This window comes from Salipiger sp. PrR007 (assembly GCF_010499845.1).
Lineage (GTDB): Bacteria > Pseudomonadota > Alphaproteobacteria > Rhodobacterales > Rhodobacteraceae > Salipiger > Salipiger pacificus_A.
The window spans coordinates 43,368-59,808 of sequence record NZ_JAAGOZ010000025.1 but is presented as its reverse complement, the minus strand read 5'-3'; the positions used below and the strand labels follow the sequence as shown (position 1 = coordinate 59,808).

At 67.6% G+C, this 16,441-nt stretch carries 12 protein-coding genes; 4 read left to right on the top strand and 8 right to left on the bottom strand.

Annotation, left to right across the window (positions count from 1 at the left end; genetic code table 11):
* Nucleotides 1-211: 211 nt before the first annotated feature.
* The 7 genes from G0Q01_RS12095 to G0Q01_RS12065 are packed head-to-tail and all read right to left on the bottom strand — an operon-like array spanning nucleotide 212 to nucleotide 7,638.
* On the bottom strand, nucleotides 212-961 hold the full coding sequence (locus tag G0Q01_RS12095; RefSeq protein ID WP_164196105.1) for a glucosamine-6-phosphate deaminase: 750 nt from the start codon (nucleotides 959-961) through the stop codon (nucleotides 212-214).
* The gene (locus G0Q01_RS12090) at nucleotides 958-2,028 is read right to left on the bottom strand and encodes an ROK family protein (protein ID WP_164196103.1); all 1,071 of its coding nucleotides are present in this window, start codon (nucleotides 2,026-2,028) and stop codon (nucleotides 958-960) included. The genes G0Q01_RS12095 and G0Q01_RS12090 overlap by 4 nt, the downstream gene beginning before the upstream one ends.
* Nucleotides 2,025-3,065, bottom strand: a complete 1,041-nt coding sequence (locus G0Q01_RS12085) for an ABC transporter ATP-binding protein (RefSeq protein WP_164196101.1) — start codon at nucleotides 3,063-3,065, stop codon at nucleotides 2,025-2,027. Before G0Q01_RS12085 ends, G0Q01_RS12090 begins: the two co-directional genes overlap by 4 nt.
* On the bottom strand, nucleotides 3,065-4,573 hold the full coding sequence (argH, locus tag G0Q01_RS12080; protein ID WP_370457259.1) for an argininosuccinate lyase: 1,509 nt from the start codon (nucleotides 4,571-4,573) through the stop codon (nucleotides 3,065-3,067). The genes G0Q01_RS12085 and argH overlap by 1 nt, the downstream gene beginning before the upstream one ends.
* Before the next feature lie 5 nt (nucleotides 4,574-4,578).
* Nucleotides 4,579-5,445, bottom strand: a complete 867-nt coding sequence (locus tag G0Q01_RS12075; protein WP_164213405.1) for a carbohydrate ABC transporter permease — start codon at nucleotides 5,443-5,445, stop codon at nucleotides 4,579-4,581.
* A complete protein-coding gene (locus G0Q01_RS12070) occupies nucleotides 5,445-6,362 on the bottom strand; it encodes a carbohydrate ABC transporter permease (RefSeq protein WP_164213404.1) in 918 nt (305 codons plus the stop codon). Before G0Q01_RS12070 ends, G0Q01_RS12075 begins: the two co-directional genes overlap by 1 nt.
* A 28-nt stretch (nucleotides 6,363-6,390) precedes the next feature.
* The gene (locus G0Q01_RS12065; protein ID WP_164196093.1) at nucleotides 6,391-7,638 is read right to left on the bottom strand and encodes an extracellular solute-binding protein; all 1,248 of its coding nucleotides are present in this window, start codon (nucleotides 7,636-7,638) and stop codon (nucleotides 6,391-6,393) included.
* A gap of 300 nt (nucleotides 7,639-7,938) precedes the next feature.
* Between G0Q01_RS12065 and G0Q01_RS12060 the strand changes: the two genes are divergently transcribed.
* The 4 genes from G0Q01_RS12060 (at nucleotide 7,939) to G0Q01_RS12045 (ending at nucleotide 14,858) form a co-directional block, all read left to right on the top strand.
* Nucleotides 7,939-9,120, top strand: a complete 1,182-nt coding sequence (locus G0Q01_RS12060; protein WP_203595000.1) for an ROK family protein — start codon at nucleotides 7,939-7,941, stop codon at nucleotides 9,118-9,120.
* A gap of 12 nt (nucleotides 9,121-9,132) precedes the next feature.
* Nucleotides 9,133-11,487 carry a PIG-L family deacetylase gene (locus G0Q01_RS12055; protein ID WP_164213403.1) on the top strand — a complete coding sequence of 785 codons (2,355 nt, stop codon included), beginning with the start codon at nucleotides 9,133-9,135 and terminating at the stop codon, nucleotides 11,485-11,487.
* A 538-nt stretch (nucleotides 11,488-12,025) separates the two neighbouring features.
* Nucleotides 12,026-13,291, top strand: coding sequence for an MFS transporter (locus G0Q01_RS12050; RefSeq protein ID WP_164196087.1), 1,266 nt, complete (start codon nucleotides 12,026-12,028; stop codon nucleotides 13,289-13,291).
* A gap of 187 nt (nucleotides 13,292-13,478) precedes the next feature.
* Complete coding sequence (locus tag G0Q01_RS12045; protein ID WP_164196085.1) at nucleotides 13,479-14,858, top strand: multicopper oxidase family protein; 1,380 nt, start codon at nucleotides 13,479-13,481, stop codon at nucleotides 14,856-14,858.
* A 67-nt stretch (nucleotides 14,859-14,925) separates the two neighbouring features.
* On the opposite strand, the gene G0Q01_RS12040 is transcribed toward G0Q01_RS12045, so the two are convergent.
* Entirely contained in the window at nucleotides 14,926-16,434 is a 1,509-nt protein-coding gene (locus tag G0Q01_RS12040) for a multicopper oxidase family protein (protein ID WP_164196083.1), read from the bottom strand.
* Nucleotides 16,435-16,441: the final 7 nt, after the last annotated feature.

Below are 16,441 nucleotides of genomic sequence, written 5' to 3'. Positions count from 1 at the left end.
CACCCCTGAAGCCGTGCTCGCGGCACGAGCTGGCACCACTCGCTCCGGCTGCGAAACGAAGGGCTGATCCATGGGGCTATCGGTAAGAGACGGAAGAGTGCAGGCAGGACATGGCAAAATGCGCGGTGCGCTCGCCTTCGAGCGCCGATCTGCGGGCGGTGCCATTCGCCGTAAGCCCCCGCAGTCGCCTTGAACCGTCGCGATACCGCCCCTAGAGCCGAAGCCCTTGTGCCGCACCCACGTCGCAGACGAGCTCGACGCGGGGGTGCAACTGCAGGGCCGAGGCGGGGCACCCGCGCGAGGGCGGGCGATGAAAGGCCGCGTGCAGCGCCTCGCTTTTTGCCTCGCCGGTCGCGACCAGCACGATCCTCTGGGCCTCGAGAATGGTGCCGATGCCCATCGTGATCGCCTCGCGCGGGACTTCGGTACCTTCGGGAAAGTCCTTGGCATTGGCCCTGCGGGTGCTCTCGTCGAGGGTGACAATCCGGGTCCGGCTGTCGAACTCAGATCCCGGCTCGTTGAACCCGATATGCCCGTTTCGTCCTATCCCGAGCAGTTGCAGGCCGATGCCTCCGGCCGCGTCTATCGTCGCCTCGTACGCGCGCGCCTCCAAGGCAGGATCGCCAAGCCCCGAGGGCAGGTGACCATGCCCGGCCAGCATGTCTACCTGCTCGAAGAAGTGCCGCTGCATGTAGCACGCAAAGGCCCCGGGATGCGCCGGCCCAAGGCCGAAGTACTCATCGAGGTTGAAGCTCTCGACCGCCGCGAAGCTGGTTCCGGCGCGGTGCGCCGCCGCCAGACGGGCGTAAACGGCGAGCGGCGTACGGCCGGTCGCAAGACCGAGAACGGGGCGCGCCCGTGTCTCGACAAAGCGCAGGATCCGCTGGGCGACCTCGGCGGCCACCGCCTCGGGGCTTTCCAGTACGACCAGCGCCGGGCGGTAAAGGGCGCGCTGGGTCATGGCCGCTCCAGCGCATCGGCCAGCGCAAGCCGTGCCGCGCGCACCGCGCCGATCGCACCGGCGCGATTGCCGAGCAGGCTGATCCGCAGCTCCGGCACCGGCGCGCCGAGACGGGCCAGCGCCTCGCCCACCCGGGCCACGATTTCCGGACGCGAGCCGATGCCACCGCCGAAAACGACAAGCGCCGGATCGAGCACCGCGCCTACCGACAGGACCGCCAGGGCGAGCCTTTCGGCGAGAACGTTGAGCGTGGCGTCAAGCACCGGGTCCGCGACGCCAGCACGGCTCAGATCCCGCAGGCTGCCCTCGCGGGCACCGCCCCTCGCCCTGTAGTCCTCGACGAGGACCTGCCCCGCCACCACGCTTTCGAGCGTGCCAAGGCTGCGGGCGCGCGGGCTGTAAGGATCCCCACCGATGGGCAGACAGGCAATCTCGCCGGCGGCGCCGCCGACGCCGCGCAGCAGCCGGTCGCCGAAGGCGAGACCCATGCCGATGCCGGTTCCGAGCGCAATGAAGGCAAGCCCAGCTTCCGCAGCGCGAGAGCCCTGCGCCCCGTGGCCAAGCCAGCTCTCGCCGAGGGCGGCCAGGTTGACGTCGTTCTCAACCGCGACCGGCAGCCCCAGTCGGTCGGACAGGAGCGCCGGCATCGCCCGTCCCTCGAGACCGCGCAGGTTGGGTGCGCGCGCGAGCACGCCCGTCACCGGATCGATCGCACCCGGCAAGCCGACACCCGCCGCGCCGACCGTCCTGCCGCAAGAGAGCGTGGCAAGATGGTCCGAGATCAACTCCAGAACAGCATCGCCGCCCGCTTGCGGGGTCGCATCGCGCGCCTCTGCGAGGACCGTGCCCTCGAGATCGGTGAGCACCGACTGTACCTTGGTGCCGCCAACATCCGCTCCGAACAGGCAGCACGCCCGCGGATCGAGCGCGCCGTGCGGCGTCACCCAGCCGGTGCCGGCAAGCGCGCCCTTGGACACGTCCGCGCCGCGCAGCAGACCGGCGAGGTCGCGGCGACCGGCAGCCGGGAGGTCGCGCGCGGAGGTCAGGAAAAGATCGAAGCCCGTCACGCCCGGCCCACCGCCTTCTCGGTCGCTGGATCGAACAGATGGACCGTGCCCGCCGCCGCCTCGGCCTGGATCCGCTGTCCGGGTGCGGCGCCGGAATGGCCCGGCGCGCTCGCGATAAAGTCGTGGCCCTGCGCGGTGAAATGCACCAGCGTCTCGTGCCCGAGCGGTTCGGTGACCGTCACGGTGCCCTCAAGGACAATCGCGGATGAGCTGCTGGGCACGCCGACCTTGAGATCCTGCGGCCGGACGCCCGCCATCACCGCCGGTTCCCCTTCCGCCAGCGTCACCACGCCGCCCGACTGCTGCGCCGGGAAAATGTTCATCGAGGGGGTGCCGATGAAGCGCGCGGTGAAGATGTCGACCGGGTTGTCGTAGATCTCCATAGGGGGTGCGGCCTGCAGAATATGGCCGTCACGCATCACCACGATGCGGTCGGCCATGGTCATCGCCTCGACCTGATCGTGGGTCACATAGGTGATGGTCGTGCCGAGCCGCTGGTGCAGCGCCTTGATCTCGATGCGCATCTGCGCGCGGAGCTGTGCGTCGAGGTTCGAAAGCGGCTCGTCGAAAAGAAAGGCCGCGGGGTCGCGCACCATGGCGCGCCCGATGGCTACGCGCTGGCGCTGCCCGCCCGACAGCGCCGATGGCCGCCGCTCGAGCAGCGGCGTCAACCCGAGCGTCGCCGCCGCCTCCTCGACGCGCTGCGCCTTTGCCGCCTTGGACAGCTTCGAGGTGTAGAGGCCAAAGGCGATATTCTGGCGCACGCTCATGTGCGGATAGATCGCGTAGTTCTGGAACACCATGGCGATGTCGCGCTGCTTGGGGTCCACCTCGTTGACCCGGCGGCCGCCGATGGAAATGTCGCCGTCCGAGACCTCCTCGAGCCCGGCGATCATCCGCAGGGTGGTGGACTTGCCACAGCCCGATGGGCCGACAAAGACCACGAACTCGCCGTCGGGGATGTCGAGGTCGATGCCGTGGATCACCCGGGTGCGCCCGTAGGCCTTGGTGAGCTTGCTCAGCTGGATGGTGGCCATCAGCGCGCCTCCGTCAGTTCGTTGAATGCCGCCTCGAGCGCGGCGGCGGCGCGGGTTTCCTTCGCGGCCTGTGCCTCGGCCCGTGCGGTGAACCCGGCCAGCGCCTCGCGGTAACTGGCGAGGGCCTCGGCCATGGCCGCGGGCGCGGGCCCGCCGAACCGGTCGCGCACCGACACGAAGTACTCGGGCGAGACGATCTCACGAAAGCTCGCCTCGTCGAGGGTGGAGGCACGCCCGGCATGGGCGGCGAAGGCCGCGGCGAAGGGCGCGAAGCCGCCCGCCGCGAGGCTGGTCTCTGCCGCCACAACCGCCCGCGCCGTATCGGCGGCGATCTCGTGCGCGAGCCGGAACGAGAGCCCCTCGCGCCGGACCAGCGTGTCGGCGAGCTCAGTGATGGTGATGCAGGCGCGGTCGATGTTGGCCGCGACCCGGGCCTCGTTGACCCGCAGGCTCGGCACCAGCGCCGCCAGCAGGCGCAGCACCCGGCTGCCGGTGTCGAAGGCGCCGTAGCCGGCGGACTGGCTCTCGCCCTCGCTGTCGTTCATGTCGGTGAAGGGCGTGTTGTGCATGATGTCCTTCATCATCCGCGCCTTGCCCACCGCCTGCGACGCGAGGTGGCGCATGTGCTCGATGGGGACCGGGTTGCGCTTCTGCGGCATGATCGACGAGATCTGCACGAAGGCATTGGGCACGTGGATCTGCGCGACCTCGAAGCTCGACCAGACCTGAAGGTCCTGCACCAGCCGCCCGAGGTGCAGGAAGATCAGCTCGACCGCGGAATAGGTCGCCGTGGTGTAGTCCACCGCCGCGATGCAGGAGTAGGAGTTGCGCTGCGGAGCAGCGAAGCCGAGCAGTTCGGCCACCAGCGCGCGGTCGAGCGGGAAGCCCGAGGTGGTGATCGCCGCCGCCCCCATGGAGCACAGATCGCAACTCTCGCGCGCCGCCTCGAGCCGGGCCATGTCGCGGATCAGAACCTCGATGGCCGCGCCGAGGTAGTGGCCAAAGGTGGTGGGTTGCGCCGGCTGGCCGTGGGTGTAGGCGACGATCAGTGTCTCGGCCTCGCGCGCGGCGGTCTCGGTCAGGGAGGCCAGCAGCGCCCTCGCCTCGGCCAGCAGCGCATCGATCCGCGCCTTCAGGGCCATCTTGAACAGCGTGTGGTCGATGTCGTTGCGCGAGCGCGCCGTGTGCAGCCGCCCGCCGGTGTCGGGGCCGACGCGTGTCTTCAGCTCGGCCTCGCGCAGGAAGAAATAGTCCTCGACCTCGCCGGTATAGACGAGCTCGGCCGGGTCGATCTCGGCATCGATGGCGACGAGCGCCCGGGCGATCTCGGCGGCGACGGCGCGCGGCAGGATGCCGGTGCGCACGAGCATGACCAGATGCGCCCGGTCGATGCGGCGGAAGCCCTCGGCGTGATCGTCCTTGGCATGGGCGAAGAGCGGAGCGAGCACCGTGTCCTTGTAGACCGGGTCGGGGAACACCGAGGTGTCGGCGTGGCTAGGATCGGTCATGCCGGTCATCCTTTCAGGCCCGCCAGCATGACGCCGCGGACGATGTAGCGTTGCAGCAGCAGGAAGACGATCAGCGTCGGGATCGTGGCCAGCGCCGCGCCGGTCATGATCATCTCCCACTGGATCGACTGCTCCACCGCGAAGGAGGTGAGCCCCACCGGAAGCGTGTAAAGCTCGCTCGAGGTGATCGAGATCAGCGGCCAGAAGAAGGCGGTCCAGTTGCCGAGGAAGGTGAAGATCGCGAGCGCCGAGAGCGCGGGGGTGACCAGCGGCATCGCGATGCGCCACCAGATGGTAAACTCGTTGAGCCCGTCGATCCGCGCCGCCTCGATGAAATCGTCGGGCACGGTCTCGAAGAACTGCTTCATCAGAAAGGTGCCGAAGGCGGTCATCATGCCGGGGAACATGATGCCCCAGTAAGTGTCGAGCCAGCCGAGGTTCGAGGCCATGAGGTACCACGGGATCACCAGCATCTCGGTCGGGATCATCAGCGTCGAGAGGATGGCGATGAACACGAACTGACGGCCGCGGAAGCGGAACTTGGCGAGCGTGTAGCCGACGAGGCTGTCGAAGAAGCAGTTCGACAGGGTGACGCAGATCGCGACGAGGCTGGAGTTCAGGAACCAGCGGAAGAATTTCCCCTCCGAGAGCACCTCGACGTAGTTGGCGAAGCTCGGCTCCTGGGGGATCAGGCGCAGGTCATAGATCTGCCCGGCGCTCTTCAGAGAGGTCGAGAACATGAACAGGATCGGCGTGATCATCAGCATCCCGCCGATGAACAGCACCGTCCAGAGCAGGATGCGCGCGGGCCGGATCTTCGACATGGGCAGCCCGGCACGGGCCTCGGCGGCGGAAGTTTCCACGACGGCCATCAGCGGCTCCTCAGGATCCAGAGTTGCAGCAGCGAGATCAGCAGCAGGATGGTGAAGAGCACCACGGTCTGCGCCGCGGCCGCGCCCATCTGGTAGGAATTGAAGGCGGTCTGGTAGATCATCAGCACCAGCGGCTTGGTCGTGCCCAGCGGCCCGCCCGGATCGTTGGTGGTCATGTTGTAGACCTGGTCGAAGATGCGCAGGAAGCCGATCGACGAAAAGACCACCAGAAAGACCGTCGTCGGCTTCAGCAGCGGCAGGGTGATCTTGCGCAGGATCGCCCAGTCTCCGACGCCGTCGATACGCGCCGCCTCGTAGTAGGTCTGCGGGATCGAGCGCAGCCCGGCCATGAAGATGATGACTTGGAAGCCAAGCCCGGCCCAGATCGCCGTCACCATGATCGAGGGCAGCGCCCAGGTGGTCGAGCGCAGGAAGTCCATCTGCCCCATGCCGAGCGCGCCCAGCACCGAGTTGATCACGCCGGTCGGCGCGGGCTGGTAGAACCAGCGCCAGACCCAGGCCATGGCCGAAGCGGTGGTGATGTAGGGCAGGAAGTAGAGCGCCCGCAGGAAGGCATGGCCAAAGCGTATCCGGTCGAGGAAATAGGCCACGGTGAACGACAGCACGAGGCTGATCGGCGTGCCGATGACCAAATAGGCGAAGGTGTTGCGAAAGACCTGCCAGAAGTCCGGGGAGGCGAACATCTCGCGGTAGTTCTTGAGCCCGATGAACTTTGGCGGCGACATCAGGTTCCAGTCGGTAAACGACAGCCGGAAGGCGTCGAGCGTCGGGTAGAAGCGGATGACCGCATAAAAGAGGACGGGAAGGGCCAGGAAGGCCCATACCCAGAGTGCGCGGCGTGTCCGCATGCTGAGGCGCGGCGCCCTGGCCGCCCGTGTGGTGTCGTCGAACGCCATGTCCGTTCCGCCCTCCGCTGCCCCTGCCTCAGTGGAAGCGATCGAGGATCGCCTGTTCTTCGGTTGCGGCCTCGGCCACCGACTCCTCGACCGACTGCCCCTGCAGGAACACACGGTTGGCCATGTCCATGGTCACCTGTCGCTGCGCCTGCTCGTCGAAGAAGGTCGTGGTGTGGGCGTATTCGAGACCCGCGAGGAACGGACCGTATATCGGATCGGCGAGGTTCTCCTCGGTGAGCGCGGCTTCGGGGCGCGCGGGAAGTTCGCCCACCACCTCGAGCCAGAGCTGCATCGCTTCGGGCGACGTCAGGTAGGTCAGGAACTTCGTCGCGGCTTCCAGCTCCTCTCCCTCGGCCCCGGCACCGATGCCGTTGGCAAAATAGGAGGCGTAGTTCGAGCGCAGCCCCTCGGCGTTCGCCGGAAGCTCGGCAACGCCCCATTCGAAATCTTCGATCGAGGAGAATGAGCCGAGGCGGAAGGTTCCGTCGATGGTCATCCCGGCGCGCCCGGCCCGGAACGCGGCTTGACCCTCGTCCATGAAGCCCGTGGCGCCGACCTTATGCTCGGTCGCCAGGTCGGTGTACCACTTGGTCGCGGCGATGCCCGCCTCGCTGTCGTAGGTGACCTTGGTGTAATCGTCGTTATAGGGCTCACCACCGAACTGGCGCACGAGCACTTCGCGCCACCACTGGTGGTCCTGTCCGCCCATCTCGACCGTCATCCCGACGGTGGTGAAGTTGCCCCCCGCATCCGTTTCCGTCAACTTCACGGCGGTATCGACCAGCTCGTCGAGCGTCGCGGGCGGCTTCTCGATCCCGGCCTTCTCGAACAGCGCCTTGTTGTAGAAAAGCGCCAGCGAGCGCACCGCGGTGGGCAAGCCGTAGTAGTCGTCGCCGCGCTTCATGGCGCCGACGATCGGGAAGAACTCGGATTCGATCATCTCTTCGGGAAAGGCATCCTTTGGCAGGGGCTGCAGCACGCCGCCGTTCACGAAGTTGTCCGTCCAGCCATAGAAGAGTTGCAGCACGTCGGGCCCCTTGCGCGCCATGTTCGCGGCGATCACGCGGGTCTGGTAGTCCGCGTAGGGGAAGGTCACCTGCTTCACCGTGATGCCCGGGTTCTGCGCCTCGAATTTCTCGATGAGCTGATCCATCGCCGTCACGCGGGTCTCGTAGATATACTGCCAGTATTCGATCTCGACGTCCGCCGCCGCCGCATGGGCGCCGAAGACCGCGGCACCGGCGAGAAGGCCGGCCTTCATCAGTGCTGGTTTCATGTTTACCTCCGTTGGAGACGGCGCGTCGCCGCCCTTTGTCCGCGCTTGTCCAGTTCGACCGGAGCCGCCTGCCGCGCCGTGAGCCGTGACGCTGAGCCGCCCGACCACCCGCAGGCTGTCGCATCGCGCCCCGACCTGTCAAATAAAATAAGTTACTTGAGTTATCTTTTGAGCCATGCCAGCGTTTCTTCGACGCCGGAGGTCTGCAGAATTCCGCTCTCTGGCAACAAGAAGGACAAAACAGTGCCGCCTCCAAGCAAGACGGGAGTCCCGCGGGCTCGCACCCCTGTCAGTGTCGCCATGGGAAAGAACCCCGGCCGCAACCGCAGCCACAACCGCAGGGTCGTGCTGGAGTTGCTCCGCCGCAACGGCCCGATGGGCCGCAAGGCCATGGCAGATCTGGCGCAGATCTCGACCCAGGCGGTCGGCAATATCATCGAGGATCTGATGGCCGAAGGGTTGTTGCTCGACCTCGGCCGGCTGCGCAGCGGACGCGGACTGCCGCCGATCCAGTACGCCCTGAACCCCGACGGCGCCATCACCCTCGGCTTCGAGATCGCGGTCGGCGAATTGACCGTCACCGTTCTCGACATCGGCGGCAACCTGCGCCACGAGGCGCATATCCCGCTGCCCGACATGGCCTCCGGCCCGGTGCTTTCGCTGGTGGCCGACAGCGTCGCTGGGCTGCGTGCCGACTTTCCCGGGAAGCTCATGGGGATCGGCGTCGTGATGCCCGGCCCCTTCGGGATCGAAGGCCTGTCCGGTGTCGGGCCAACGACGCTACACGGCTGGACCGAGGTCGCGGTGGCACAGGATCTGGCGCAGCGCTGCGGCGTTCCGGTCTACGTCGACAACGATGCCAATGCCGCCGCCGTTGGCGAGCTGCTGTTTGGCAAGGGGCAGAACGTCTCGCATTTCTGCCAGGTCTATTTCGGCGCGGGCATCGGCCTCGGCGCAATCATCGACGACCAGCCGCTGCGCGGGGCATTTGGCAACGCAGGAGAAATCGGCCACATCGTCGTCGCCCCCGGAGGGCGACCCTGCCAATGCGGACAGTCGGGCTGCCTCGAGCGCTACGCCTCGCTGCATCGGCTGCGCGAGATGCTGGAAGCCGCAGGAGAGCCCGCCACGCTGGACGACCTGCGGCGACATCACCGCGACGGGCACCCGGTGCTGGACGAGTGGCTTGCCACAGCGGCTCAGCACCTGTCGGCAATGATTGGCATCGTCGAGAACATCTTTGATCCGCAGACCGTCATCATCGGGGGCAAGCTGCCGGGCGCTGTGCTCGATGCCCTGGTCGAGCGCCTGACAATCCCCTCGACCGTCGCGAACCGCGCCGACCGCACACTGCCGCGGGTCCAGCGCGGGCAGACCGGGCAGGCTTCGGCCGCGCTCGGCGCCGCCGCCCTGCCCTTTTTCAACGCGATCACGCCCCGCCTCGACCGGGCGGAGGACGGTCTCGTGCCCACGACTGACTGACAGGAGACACAGATGACGATCCAGGACCGCCTCGCCCGGCGCGAGGCACAGCCCGCGCTGATGCGACTCGATACCGCCCTCTCGCGGCTTTCCGGATGCCTGACCGTCATGAACACCGGCGCCCATCCCGACGACGAGCACAGCGGGCTCATGGCATGGCTGCGGCACGGGCTCGGGCACCGCGTGGTGATCGCCTGCTCGACGCGCGGCGAGGGCGGCCAGAACGCGCTGGGACCGGAACGCGGCGCGCTGCTCGGCGTGCTGCGCAGCCGCGAGATGGAGGAGGCCGCGCGAGTGCTTGACTGCGACGTGGCGTGGCTCGGCTTCGGCCCTTCTGATCCGGTACATGATTTCGGTTTCTCCAAGGATGGCGACGACACTTTCGCCCGTTGGGGCGAGGCGCTGATCACCGAGCGGCTGGCATTGGCCTATCGCCGCTATAGGCCCGACGTGATCCTGCCGACCTTCCTCGACGTCCCGGGGCAGCACGGCCATCACCGGGCGATGACGCGCGCGGCGCTTGCCGCCGTCGCGCTGGCCGCGGACCCCGGCGCGCTGAGAGGCAGCCCTCTCGCTCCGTGGCGGGTTTCGCATGCCTATCTTCCTGCCTGGGGCGGCGGCGGGGGCACCTACGACGACACCCTTCCGCCCCCCGCGGCGACGCTCCGCGTCGAGGCCACGCCCTGCGATCCCGCGCGCGGCGTTCCTTATCAAGAGATCGGGCAGTGGTCGCGCCGCCGACATGCCTCGCAGGGGATGGGCGGCTGGTCCGACACGCCGCAGCGGGTCTGGGAGCTGCACCTGACCAATGGGCCTGCCGAGCGCAGGCTGGCCGAAGGCATCCCCGCCACGCTGCCCGAGCTTGCCGCGCTCGCAGGCCCCGCCGCGGCGGCGCTGCGGGACGCAGCCGCCGCGATCACCAGCGCTCAGGCGGCCTTTCCGCGTCGCGACGCGATCATTGCCGCGCTCGCCACAGCTGATGCGGCGCTCGAGTCCGCCGCTGCAAGCGCCGCTCCCAATTTCGCCGCCGCCCATAGCCACCGCCTTGCGCGCAAGCGCCGCGAGATTGCCCACGCCCTTTTCGAGGCCGCCGCCCTCACGCCGGTCTGCGCCCTCGCGCCGACCCGTCTGGCTCCGGGTGACTGCGCTTCACTGACCCTCCATCAGCCCGCGCCGACGCTTGCCGAAGAGGTCTCCGCCCGGCCCCGCATTCCCGGCTGCGCCGACGAAGCGCAGCCACTTCAGCCCGGCCTCACGACGATCCCCGTCGCCCTGCCCCGCGACATGGCGCTGCCCAGTCAGTTCTCCGATGGTTTCGATCCGCTCGGCGGCAATGGTCCGCACGTCAAGATCGCAGCGCGGATCGGTGGGCGCGAGGTTTCGCTTGCTCGTGATTTCGAGCAACCGCCAGTGATCCTCCCGGCGCAGGTCCTTGCTGCGCGCCCGGCCGCCTTTCTCCGGCGTCTTGGCAGGCCCGAGCCGCTCACCGCGACGCTCTCCTCCGAGGCGCCGGTGACCCTTGACACGGTCGAGGGCTGGGCTGTCGATCAGACAGGCCGTCACCTCACCCTCACGCCGCTGAGCGAAACGCCGGGGCTCGCGACTTTCACCCCGCGCATCGACGGCGCGCCCGCTTTCACCGAGAGCCGGGGCAGCTATCCGCATGTCGGCGACTTCGCGTTGTACGAAGCGGCCCAGCTTCGCGTGCTGAGCCTTGACCTCGCGCTGCCCGAGGCAGCGACAATCGCTTACATCGGCAGCGGAGATAACGTCGGCCACTGGCTGCAGGAGCTCGGAGCCGATGTGCGCATCATGGACGAGATCCCGCCCGACGAGGACTTCACTGGCTTCACGACGGTGCTGGTCGGTGTCGTCGCCTTTGGCAACCGCGCCGACCTGCGCGCCGCGATCCCGCGGCTCCACCGGTTCGTCGAGCGCGGCGGACACCTGGTCACGCTCTACCAGCGCCCGGACCAAGGCTGGCACTCAGAAACCACCCCGCCGCGGCCGATGCGGATCGGCACCCCCTCGCTGCGCTGGCGCGTCACCGATGCCGGCGCCCCTGTGACCGTGCTTGAGCCGCGGCACCCGCTCCTGACCACACCGAACCTTATCACGGAACGCGACTGGACCGGCTGGGACAAGGAGCGGGGCCTCTATTTCGCCGCCGACTGGGCGCCCTGCTATGCACCTCTGCTCTCGATGCACGATGCGGGCGAGGCGCCGCTGCTCGGCAGTCTCGTTTCAGGCCGGATCGGCAAAGGAAGGCACACCCACACCGGGCTTGTCCTGCATCACCAGCTCGACAAGCTGGTACCCGGCGCCTTCCGCCTGCTCGCCAACCTCGTCCAGCCCGCCAGAGCCTGACGCGCTCCAGCCGGGCGGCCCTTCCGCGGGTGTCGTCTGGCTCCTAACCGATATGACCCTGTTCACCGCGGTGCCAGCGGCGCCGAGGTGGCCGGCAATCGAGCTCAGGCACTACGCGGCGATACTCGGGATCGGCGTGATGGCGCTCGGTGATATGCCCGAGACCCCGCGTCATCTCGTACCATAGCCAGCTGTCGACACGACGTTTTGCCGGTCGCGTCAAGTGGAGAGGTGCGATGCTGCGCGTCCGGCAAGGATGCAATTCTCGAAAGCGGTCACTCACCTGGGATCAGCGCCGTCTCAAATCGTCACTCCGGGTCCGGACGGGAGCGGCGCGCGGAAATTGGGGGGGCCGGCTCAGAAGACCGTCGCCTGCATGGGCGCCGCCGGAAGGAGATGAGGTCGGAAATTGGAAGCAAGGGTGTCAAATTCAGCCGATGTCGCAAAGCCTTCAACTGATGACGCGCATGCGCCTCGCCAGAGCCAGGATATGGTGCAAGGATCGACAGCGCACCTGCTCACATAAGAAAGACGCCTCATGATTTCCGTTCTCGGCACCGTCTGGGCGCTGCTCCTCGGCATCCTGCTCATCATGCTCGGCAACGGCATGCAGTTCACTTTGATCGGCTTGCGCGGGGATCTCGAGGGCTTCTCGACCGCCGCGCTCGCGGTCATCACCTCGGGCTACTACATCGGCTTTCTTTCTGGGGCCCGCGTCACCCCCGTGCTGATCCGCCGCGTCGGGCACGTTCGCGTCTTTGCGGCACTGGGCAGCTTCATGTCGGCCGGCCTGATCGCCTTGCCGCTCGCGACCGAGATCTGGGCCTGGACGCTGTTGCGCCTGATCATCGGATTTTGCATGTCCGGGGTCTACGTGTCGGCGGAAAGCTGGTTGAACCACGCTGCCACCAACGACACACGCGGCAAGGTGCTTTCGGCATACATGTTCGCCCAAACCCTGGGCGTGATCGGGGCGCAATGGCTTCTGACCCTGGGCGATGCGGCGACCTCCGGCCTGTTCATCGTTGCCTCGATCTTGGTGTCGCTCTCCTTCGGCCCAATCCTGCTCTCGGTGTCCCCCACGCCCGCGGTCAAGGTCACGCGCGCGATGTCGCTCAGGGAACTTTTTGGCCACGCGCCTCTGAGCACTGTCGGAACGTTTCTGCTGGGCAGCATCTACGCAACCCAGTCGGGGATGGGGGCTGTCTTCGGCACGCAGATCGGGCTCTCGACACCACAGATCGCGCTCTTCGTCGCCATGCTCTTTGCGGGCGCGCTGTTCCTTCAGTTCCCCATCGGCTGGCTGTCGGACATCATGGACCGGCGCAAGCTCATCTTGGGGGCCGCCGCCCTCGGCGCGGCGGCCTGCGTGTTCGGCCTGACCACGGAAGGCCGGTCGGAATTGCTTCTGATCGCGGCCTTCCTTGCCGGTGGGGTGACGACGCCGCTGTATTCGCTCTTTCTGGCCTATGCGAATGACGACCTGCCAGCCGATGACATGCCCGCAGCGTCGGGGGGGCTGGTCTTCGTCTTTGGCATCGGCGCCATCGGAGGGCCGCTTCTCGCCGGTTGGGCCATGCAGCTCTTCGGACCTCAAGGGTTTTGGTTCTTGCTGGCGGTGACCTTCGGCGGGATCGTGCTTTATGCGCTCTATCGGATGACTCAGCGGCCGCCGCTCCAGGTCAAGGATACCGACAGCTACCTGAACGTTCTGCCGACGACGTCCATGGTAGCCATTGAGGCCGCAACGAGTTGGGCGGTGGAGCACGCGGAAGGCGAGCAGAGCGACAAGATCCCTGGGTAGGAACAGCGGGGCATGACAGGTCAACGCCGCACGCCCGGCACGAGAGACAAGACCCATCGAACGGATGTGGCCTGATATGGTAGACGTCCCACCCACATGCCGCAGCAGCCCCGCACGACGCGGGGCACCGAGAAGACGATCATTGACGATGCCCGCGAGATGCAATGCGCGAAAGGGATCACCTGATATGCCATTCACACGACGCGCCTTCTGCACGGGACTTGCCGCGCTTCCCCTGTCACGCCCCGCATGGGCGCAGGAGACGCCCCTGTTGACCGCCGGCCCCGCCACCGTCCAGCTCGCGCCCGAGGGCTATCCGGCGACCGAGGTCTGGGGCTACGACGGCCTGCTTCCCGGTCCGCAAATCCGCGTGCCGCAGGGCAGCCGCCTTTCTAGGCGCCTGGTCAACGGATTGCAGGTGCCGACCTCGGTGCATTGGCACGGCATCCGCATCGACAACGCGATGGACGGCGTGGCGGGACTGACGCAGGATCCCGTGCCGCCGGGCGGGCGTTTCGACTATGCCTTCGAGCTGCCGGATGCCGGGACCTACTGGTACCACGCCCACACCAACTCCATGGAGCAGGTGGCACGCGGCCTCTCCGGGGCGCTGATCGTCGAGGAAAGCACGCCGCCGGACATCGACCGGGACGAGGTGCTGATGCTCGACGACTGGCTGCTCGACCCGGAGACCGGCCGCTTCGCCGGGGATTTCGGCAATCCGATGATGCGCAGTCACGCAGGGCGCCTGGGCAATTTGCTGGGGATCAACGGCCGGTACGACTTCTCTCTCGAAGCGCGGCAGAACGAGCGCCTGCGTCTGCGGCTCATCAATGCCGCCAACGCCTGCATCTTCATGCTCAGGCTCGAAGGAATGGTGGGCTGGACGGTCGCGCTTGACGGGATGCCGCTGGCACAGCCCGAGCCGGTGAGCACCGAGATCATCCTCGCCCCGGCGCAGCGCGTCGATCTGATTGTCGATGTCACCGCCGAGGCGGGCACGCCCGCGGCGCTGCTCAGCTACGCCGACGACGACAGTTGGCAGGCGCTTGCCGAGGTGACTGTGACCGGCCCGAAGAGCAGCGCGCGGCGCGCCGTCCCCGCGCCGCTACCGCCCAACCCGCGCATGGATGTGCCAGGTGTCGCCGAGGCCGAACTGCGCGAGATGCGGATGGAAGGCGGTGCGATGCGTGGCATGGCGTCGGGCCGGTTCGAGGGGCAGGACATGGATTTCCAGAAGCTTGTGCAGCGTGGGCAATTCTGGGCGCTGTCGGGCCAGGTGGGGCGCGGCGAGGCCCCCTTTGCTCGCTACGCCCTCGGCGAGACCGCGCGCATCCGGTGGGTCAACGACACGGTCTTTCCCCATGCGATGCACCTGCACGGCATGCACTTCCGCACGGTCGCCGCCGATGGGTCCCAGGGGCCGATGCGCGACACGTTGCTGATCAAGCCGCAGGAAAGCGCAGAGGTCGCCTTCGTCGCGGACAACCCCGGGAAATGGCTTCTGCATTGCCACATGCTCGGTCATGCAGCCTCGGGGATGACGACCTGGATCGAGGTGGCCTGATCCGCCCAGGCCGACAGCGAAAAACACCGGCGGCGCGAGCGTCTCGCCCGCACCGCCGGTCCTTGGCTCAGGCCGTGGCCCGCACCTGAAGCTCTGTCATCATGCCGGTCGCCAGATGCCCCATGTGATGGCAATGCATCATCCAGCGCGCCGCCTCGCCCGCGTCGAATGCCACCGTGACCGAGCCCATCGCCGGCACGAAGACCGTATCGCGCAGCGCCCCCCGCACAGGCTGGTTACCGACCGCGACGACCTGGAAGACATGGCCGTGGAGGTGCATCGGATGCGCCATCATCGACATGTTGTGGAACATCATTTCGACCCGCGCACCCTGGGGCACCGTGATTGGGCTGTGATCCTCCCAGACGGCGCCGTTGATGGTCCAGACATAGGGGGTCATCGCGCCTCCGAGCATCACCATCTGCCGCGCATCCGGGGTCCGGGCTGCGAGCGGCGAGACGGCGCGCAGCGCAAGCTCCTGCCGCATGTCACCAGCGACGGGCGGGGTCTCGGTCGCGGCGCGGGTCGGCAGGCGCGGCACGGAGGCGCCCCGCGGTGCGAGAACGAGCCCGGTCTGTTCTTGCGCGCCCTCCCGCAGCGCGAGCACCGGTCGTGCAAGCCCGTCACCCGGCAGATCGAGCTCGATCTCCAGCCGTTGGCCCGAGGCGATCGGAAAGCGCGTGTCGAAAAACGGCTCGACCCTGTCCCCGTCCACCGCGAGCAGCCGGCCCCGCAGTTCCCCGGTGTCGATCCAGTAGGCGGTCATCGATGAGCCATTGATGATCCGCAGCCGCACCCGACCGTTGCGCTCGACGGTCACGACCTCCGGATCATCAAGCGTGCGATCGTTGGTGAGATAGGCGTCGAAATGGAAATCGTTGATGTCCATCGGCATGCCAGGCCCCCCGCTCATTCCGGGCATAGGGCCATTGCCCGAACTTCCGCCCGTCGGGGCCATAGCGTCCGACCTCGCCCCGCCGTGGTGCATGGTGGCATGGTTCATCGGCGCCGGAGCGTGGGCTCCGCCATGGTGCCCGCCGGTGCTGCCGGCGGTCTCTGCCAGCACCTCTTCGGGGGATTTGAAGCTGAAGTCATGCAGGAACATCACCACCTCCTGCCGATCGGCGGCCACGTCCTCGGCGCTGCGCACGATCAGCGGCGCGGCAAGCATGGCGATCTCCTGCTGTGGGATGTGGCTGTGCATCCAGAAGCTGCCCGGACGCGCCGTGAAGTCATAGGCGCGGCGTTCGCCGATCTTGAGCATCGGGTTGGTGTTGGGCGCGCCGTCCTGCGCATTGGGCGGGAGCTGCCCGTGCCAGTGGATGATCGTCTCCACATCGAGGTCATTGGTCAGATCGACGGCGAAGCGCTGGCCGGGGTCGAGGGTCAGCCCCTGCCCCCCCGTGCGATTCGTCAGCCCCATGACGGTCGCGGCGCGGCCGTTCACCTCAAGAGTGCGGGTGCCCGCGGTGAGCGAGAGCCGATCCGTCGCTGCCCGCGCCCTTGCGGGCAGCAGCAGCGCGGCAGACATGGCGGCAGAAGCGGCGAGAAAGCCGCGGCGGGAATACTGGGTCATGATGATC

What these genes read in the sequence shown, in the direction of transcription:
- G0Q01_RS12095 (WP_164196105.1), bottom strand. Translation starts at nt 961, where the DNA reads ATGACCCAGCGCGCCCTTTACCGCCCGGCGCTGGTCGTACTGGAAAGC.
- G0Q01_RS12085 (WP_164196101.1), bottom strand. Translation starts at nt 3,065, where the DNA reads ATGGCCACCATCCAGCTGAGCAAGCTCACCAAGGCCTACGGGCGCACC.
- argH (WP_370457259.1), bottom strand. Translation starts at nt 4,573, where the DNA reads ATGACCGATCCTAGCCACGCCGACACCTCGGTGTTCCCCGACCCGGTC.
- G0Q01_RS12075 (WP_164213405.1), bottom strand. Translation starts at nt 5,445, where the DNA reads ATGGCCGTCGTGGAAACTTCCGCCGCCGAGGCCCGTGCCGGGCTGCCC.
- G0Q01_RS12070 (WP_164213404.1), bottom strand. Translation starts at nt 6,362, where the DNA reads ATGGCGTTCGACGACACCACACGGGCGGCCAGGGCGCCGCGCCTCAGC.
- G0Q01_RS12065 (WP_164196093.1), bottom strand. Translation starts at nt 7,638, where the DNA reads ATGAAACCAGCACTGATGAAGGCCGGCCTTCTCGCCGGTGCCGCGGTC.
- G0Q01_RS12060 (WP_203595000.1), top strand. Translation starts at nt 7,939, where the DNA reads ATGGGAAAGAACCCCGGCCGCAACCGCAGCCACAACCGCAGGGTCGTG.
- G0Q01_RS12055 (WP_164213403.1), top strand. Translation starts at nt 9,133, where the DNA reads ATGACGATCCAGGACCGCCTCGCCCGGCGCGAGGCACAGCCCGCGCTG.
- G0Q01_RS12050 (WP_164196087.1), top strand. Translation starts at nt 12,026, where the DNA reads ATGATTTCCGTTCTCGGCACCGTCTGGGCGCTGCTCCTCGGCATCCTG.
- G0Q01_RS12045 (WP_164196085.1), top strand. Translation starts at nt 13,479, where the DNA reads ATGCCATTCACACGACGCGCCTTCTGCACGGGACTTGCCGCGCTTCCC.
- G0Q01_RS12040 (WP_164196083.1), bottom strand. Translation starts at nt 16,434, where the DNA reads ATGACCCAGTATTCCCGCCGCGGCTTTCTCGCCGCTTCTGCCGCCATG.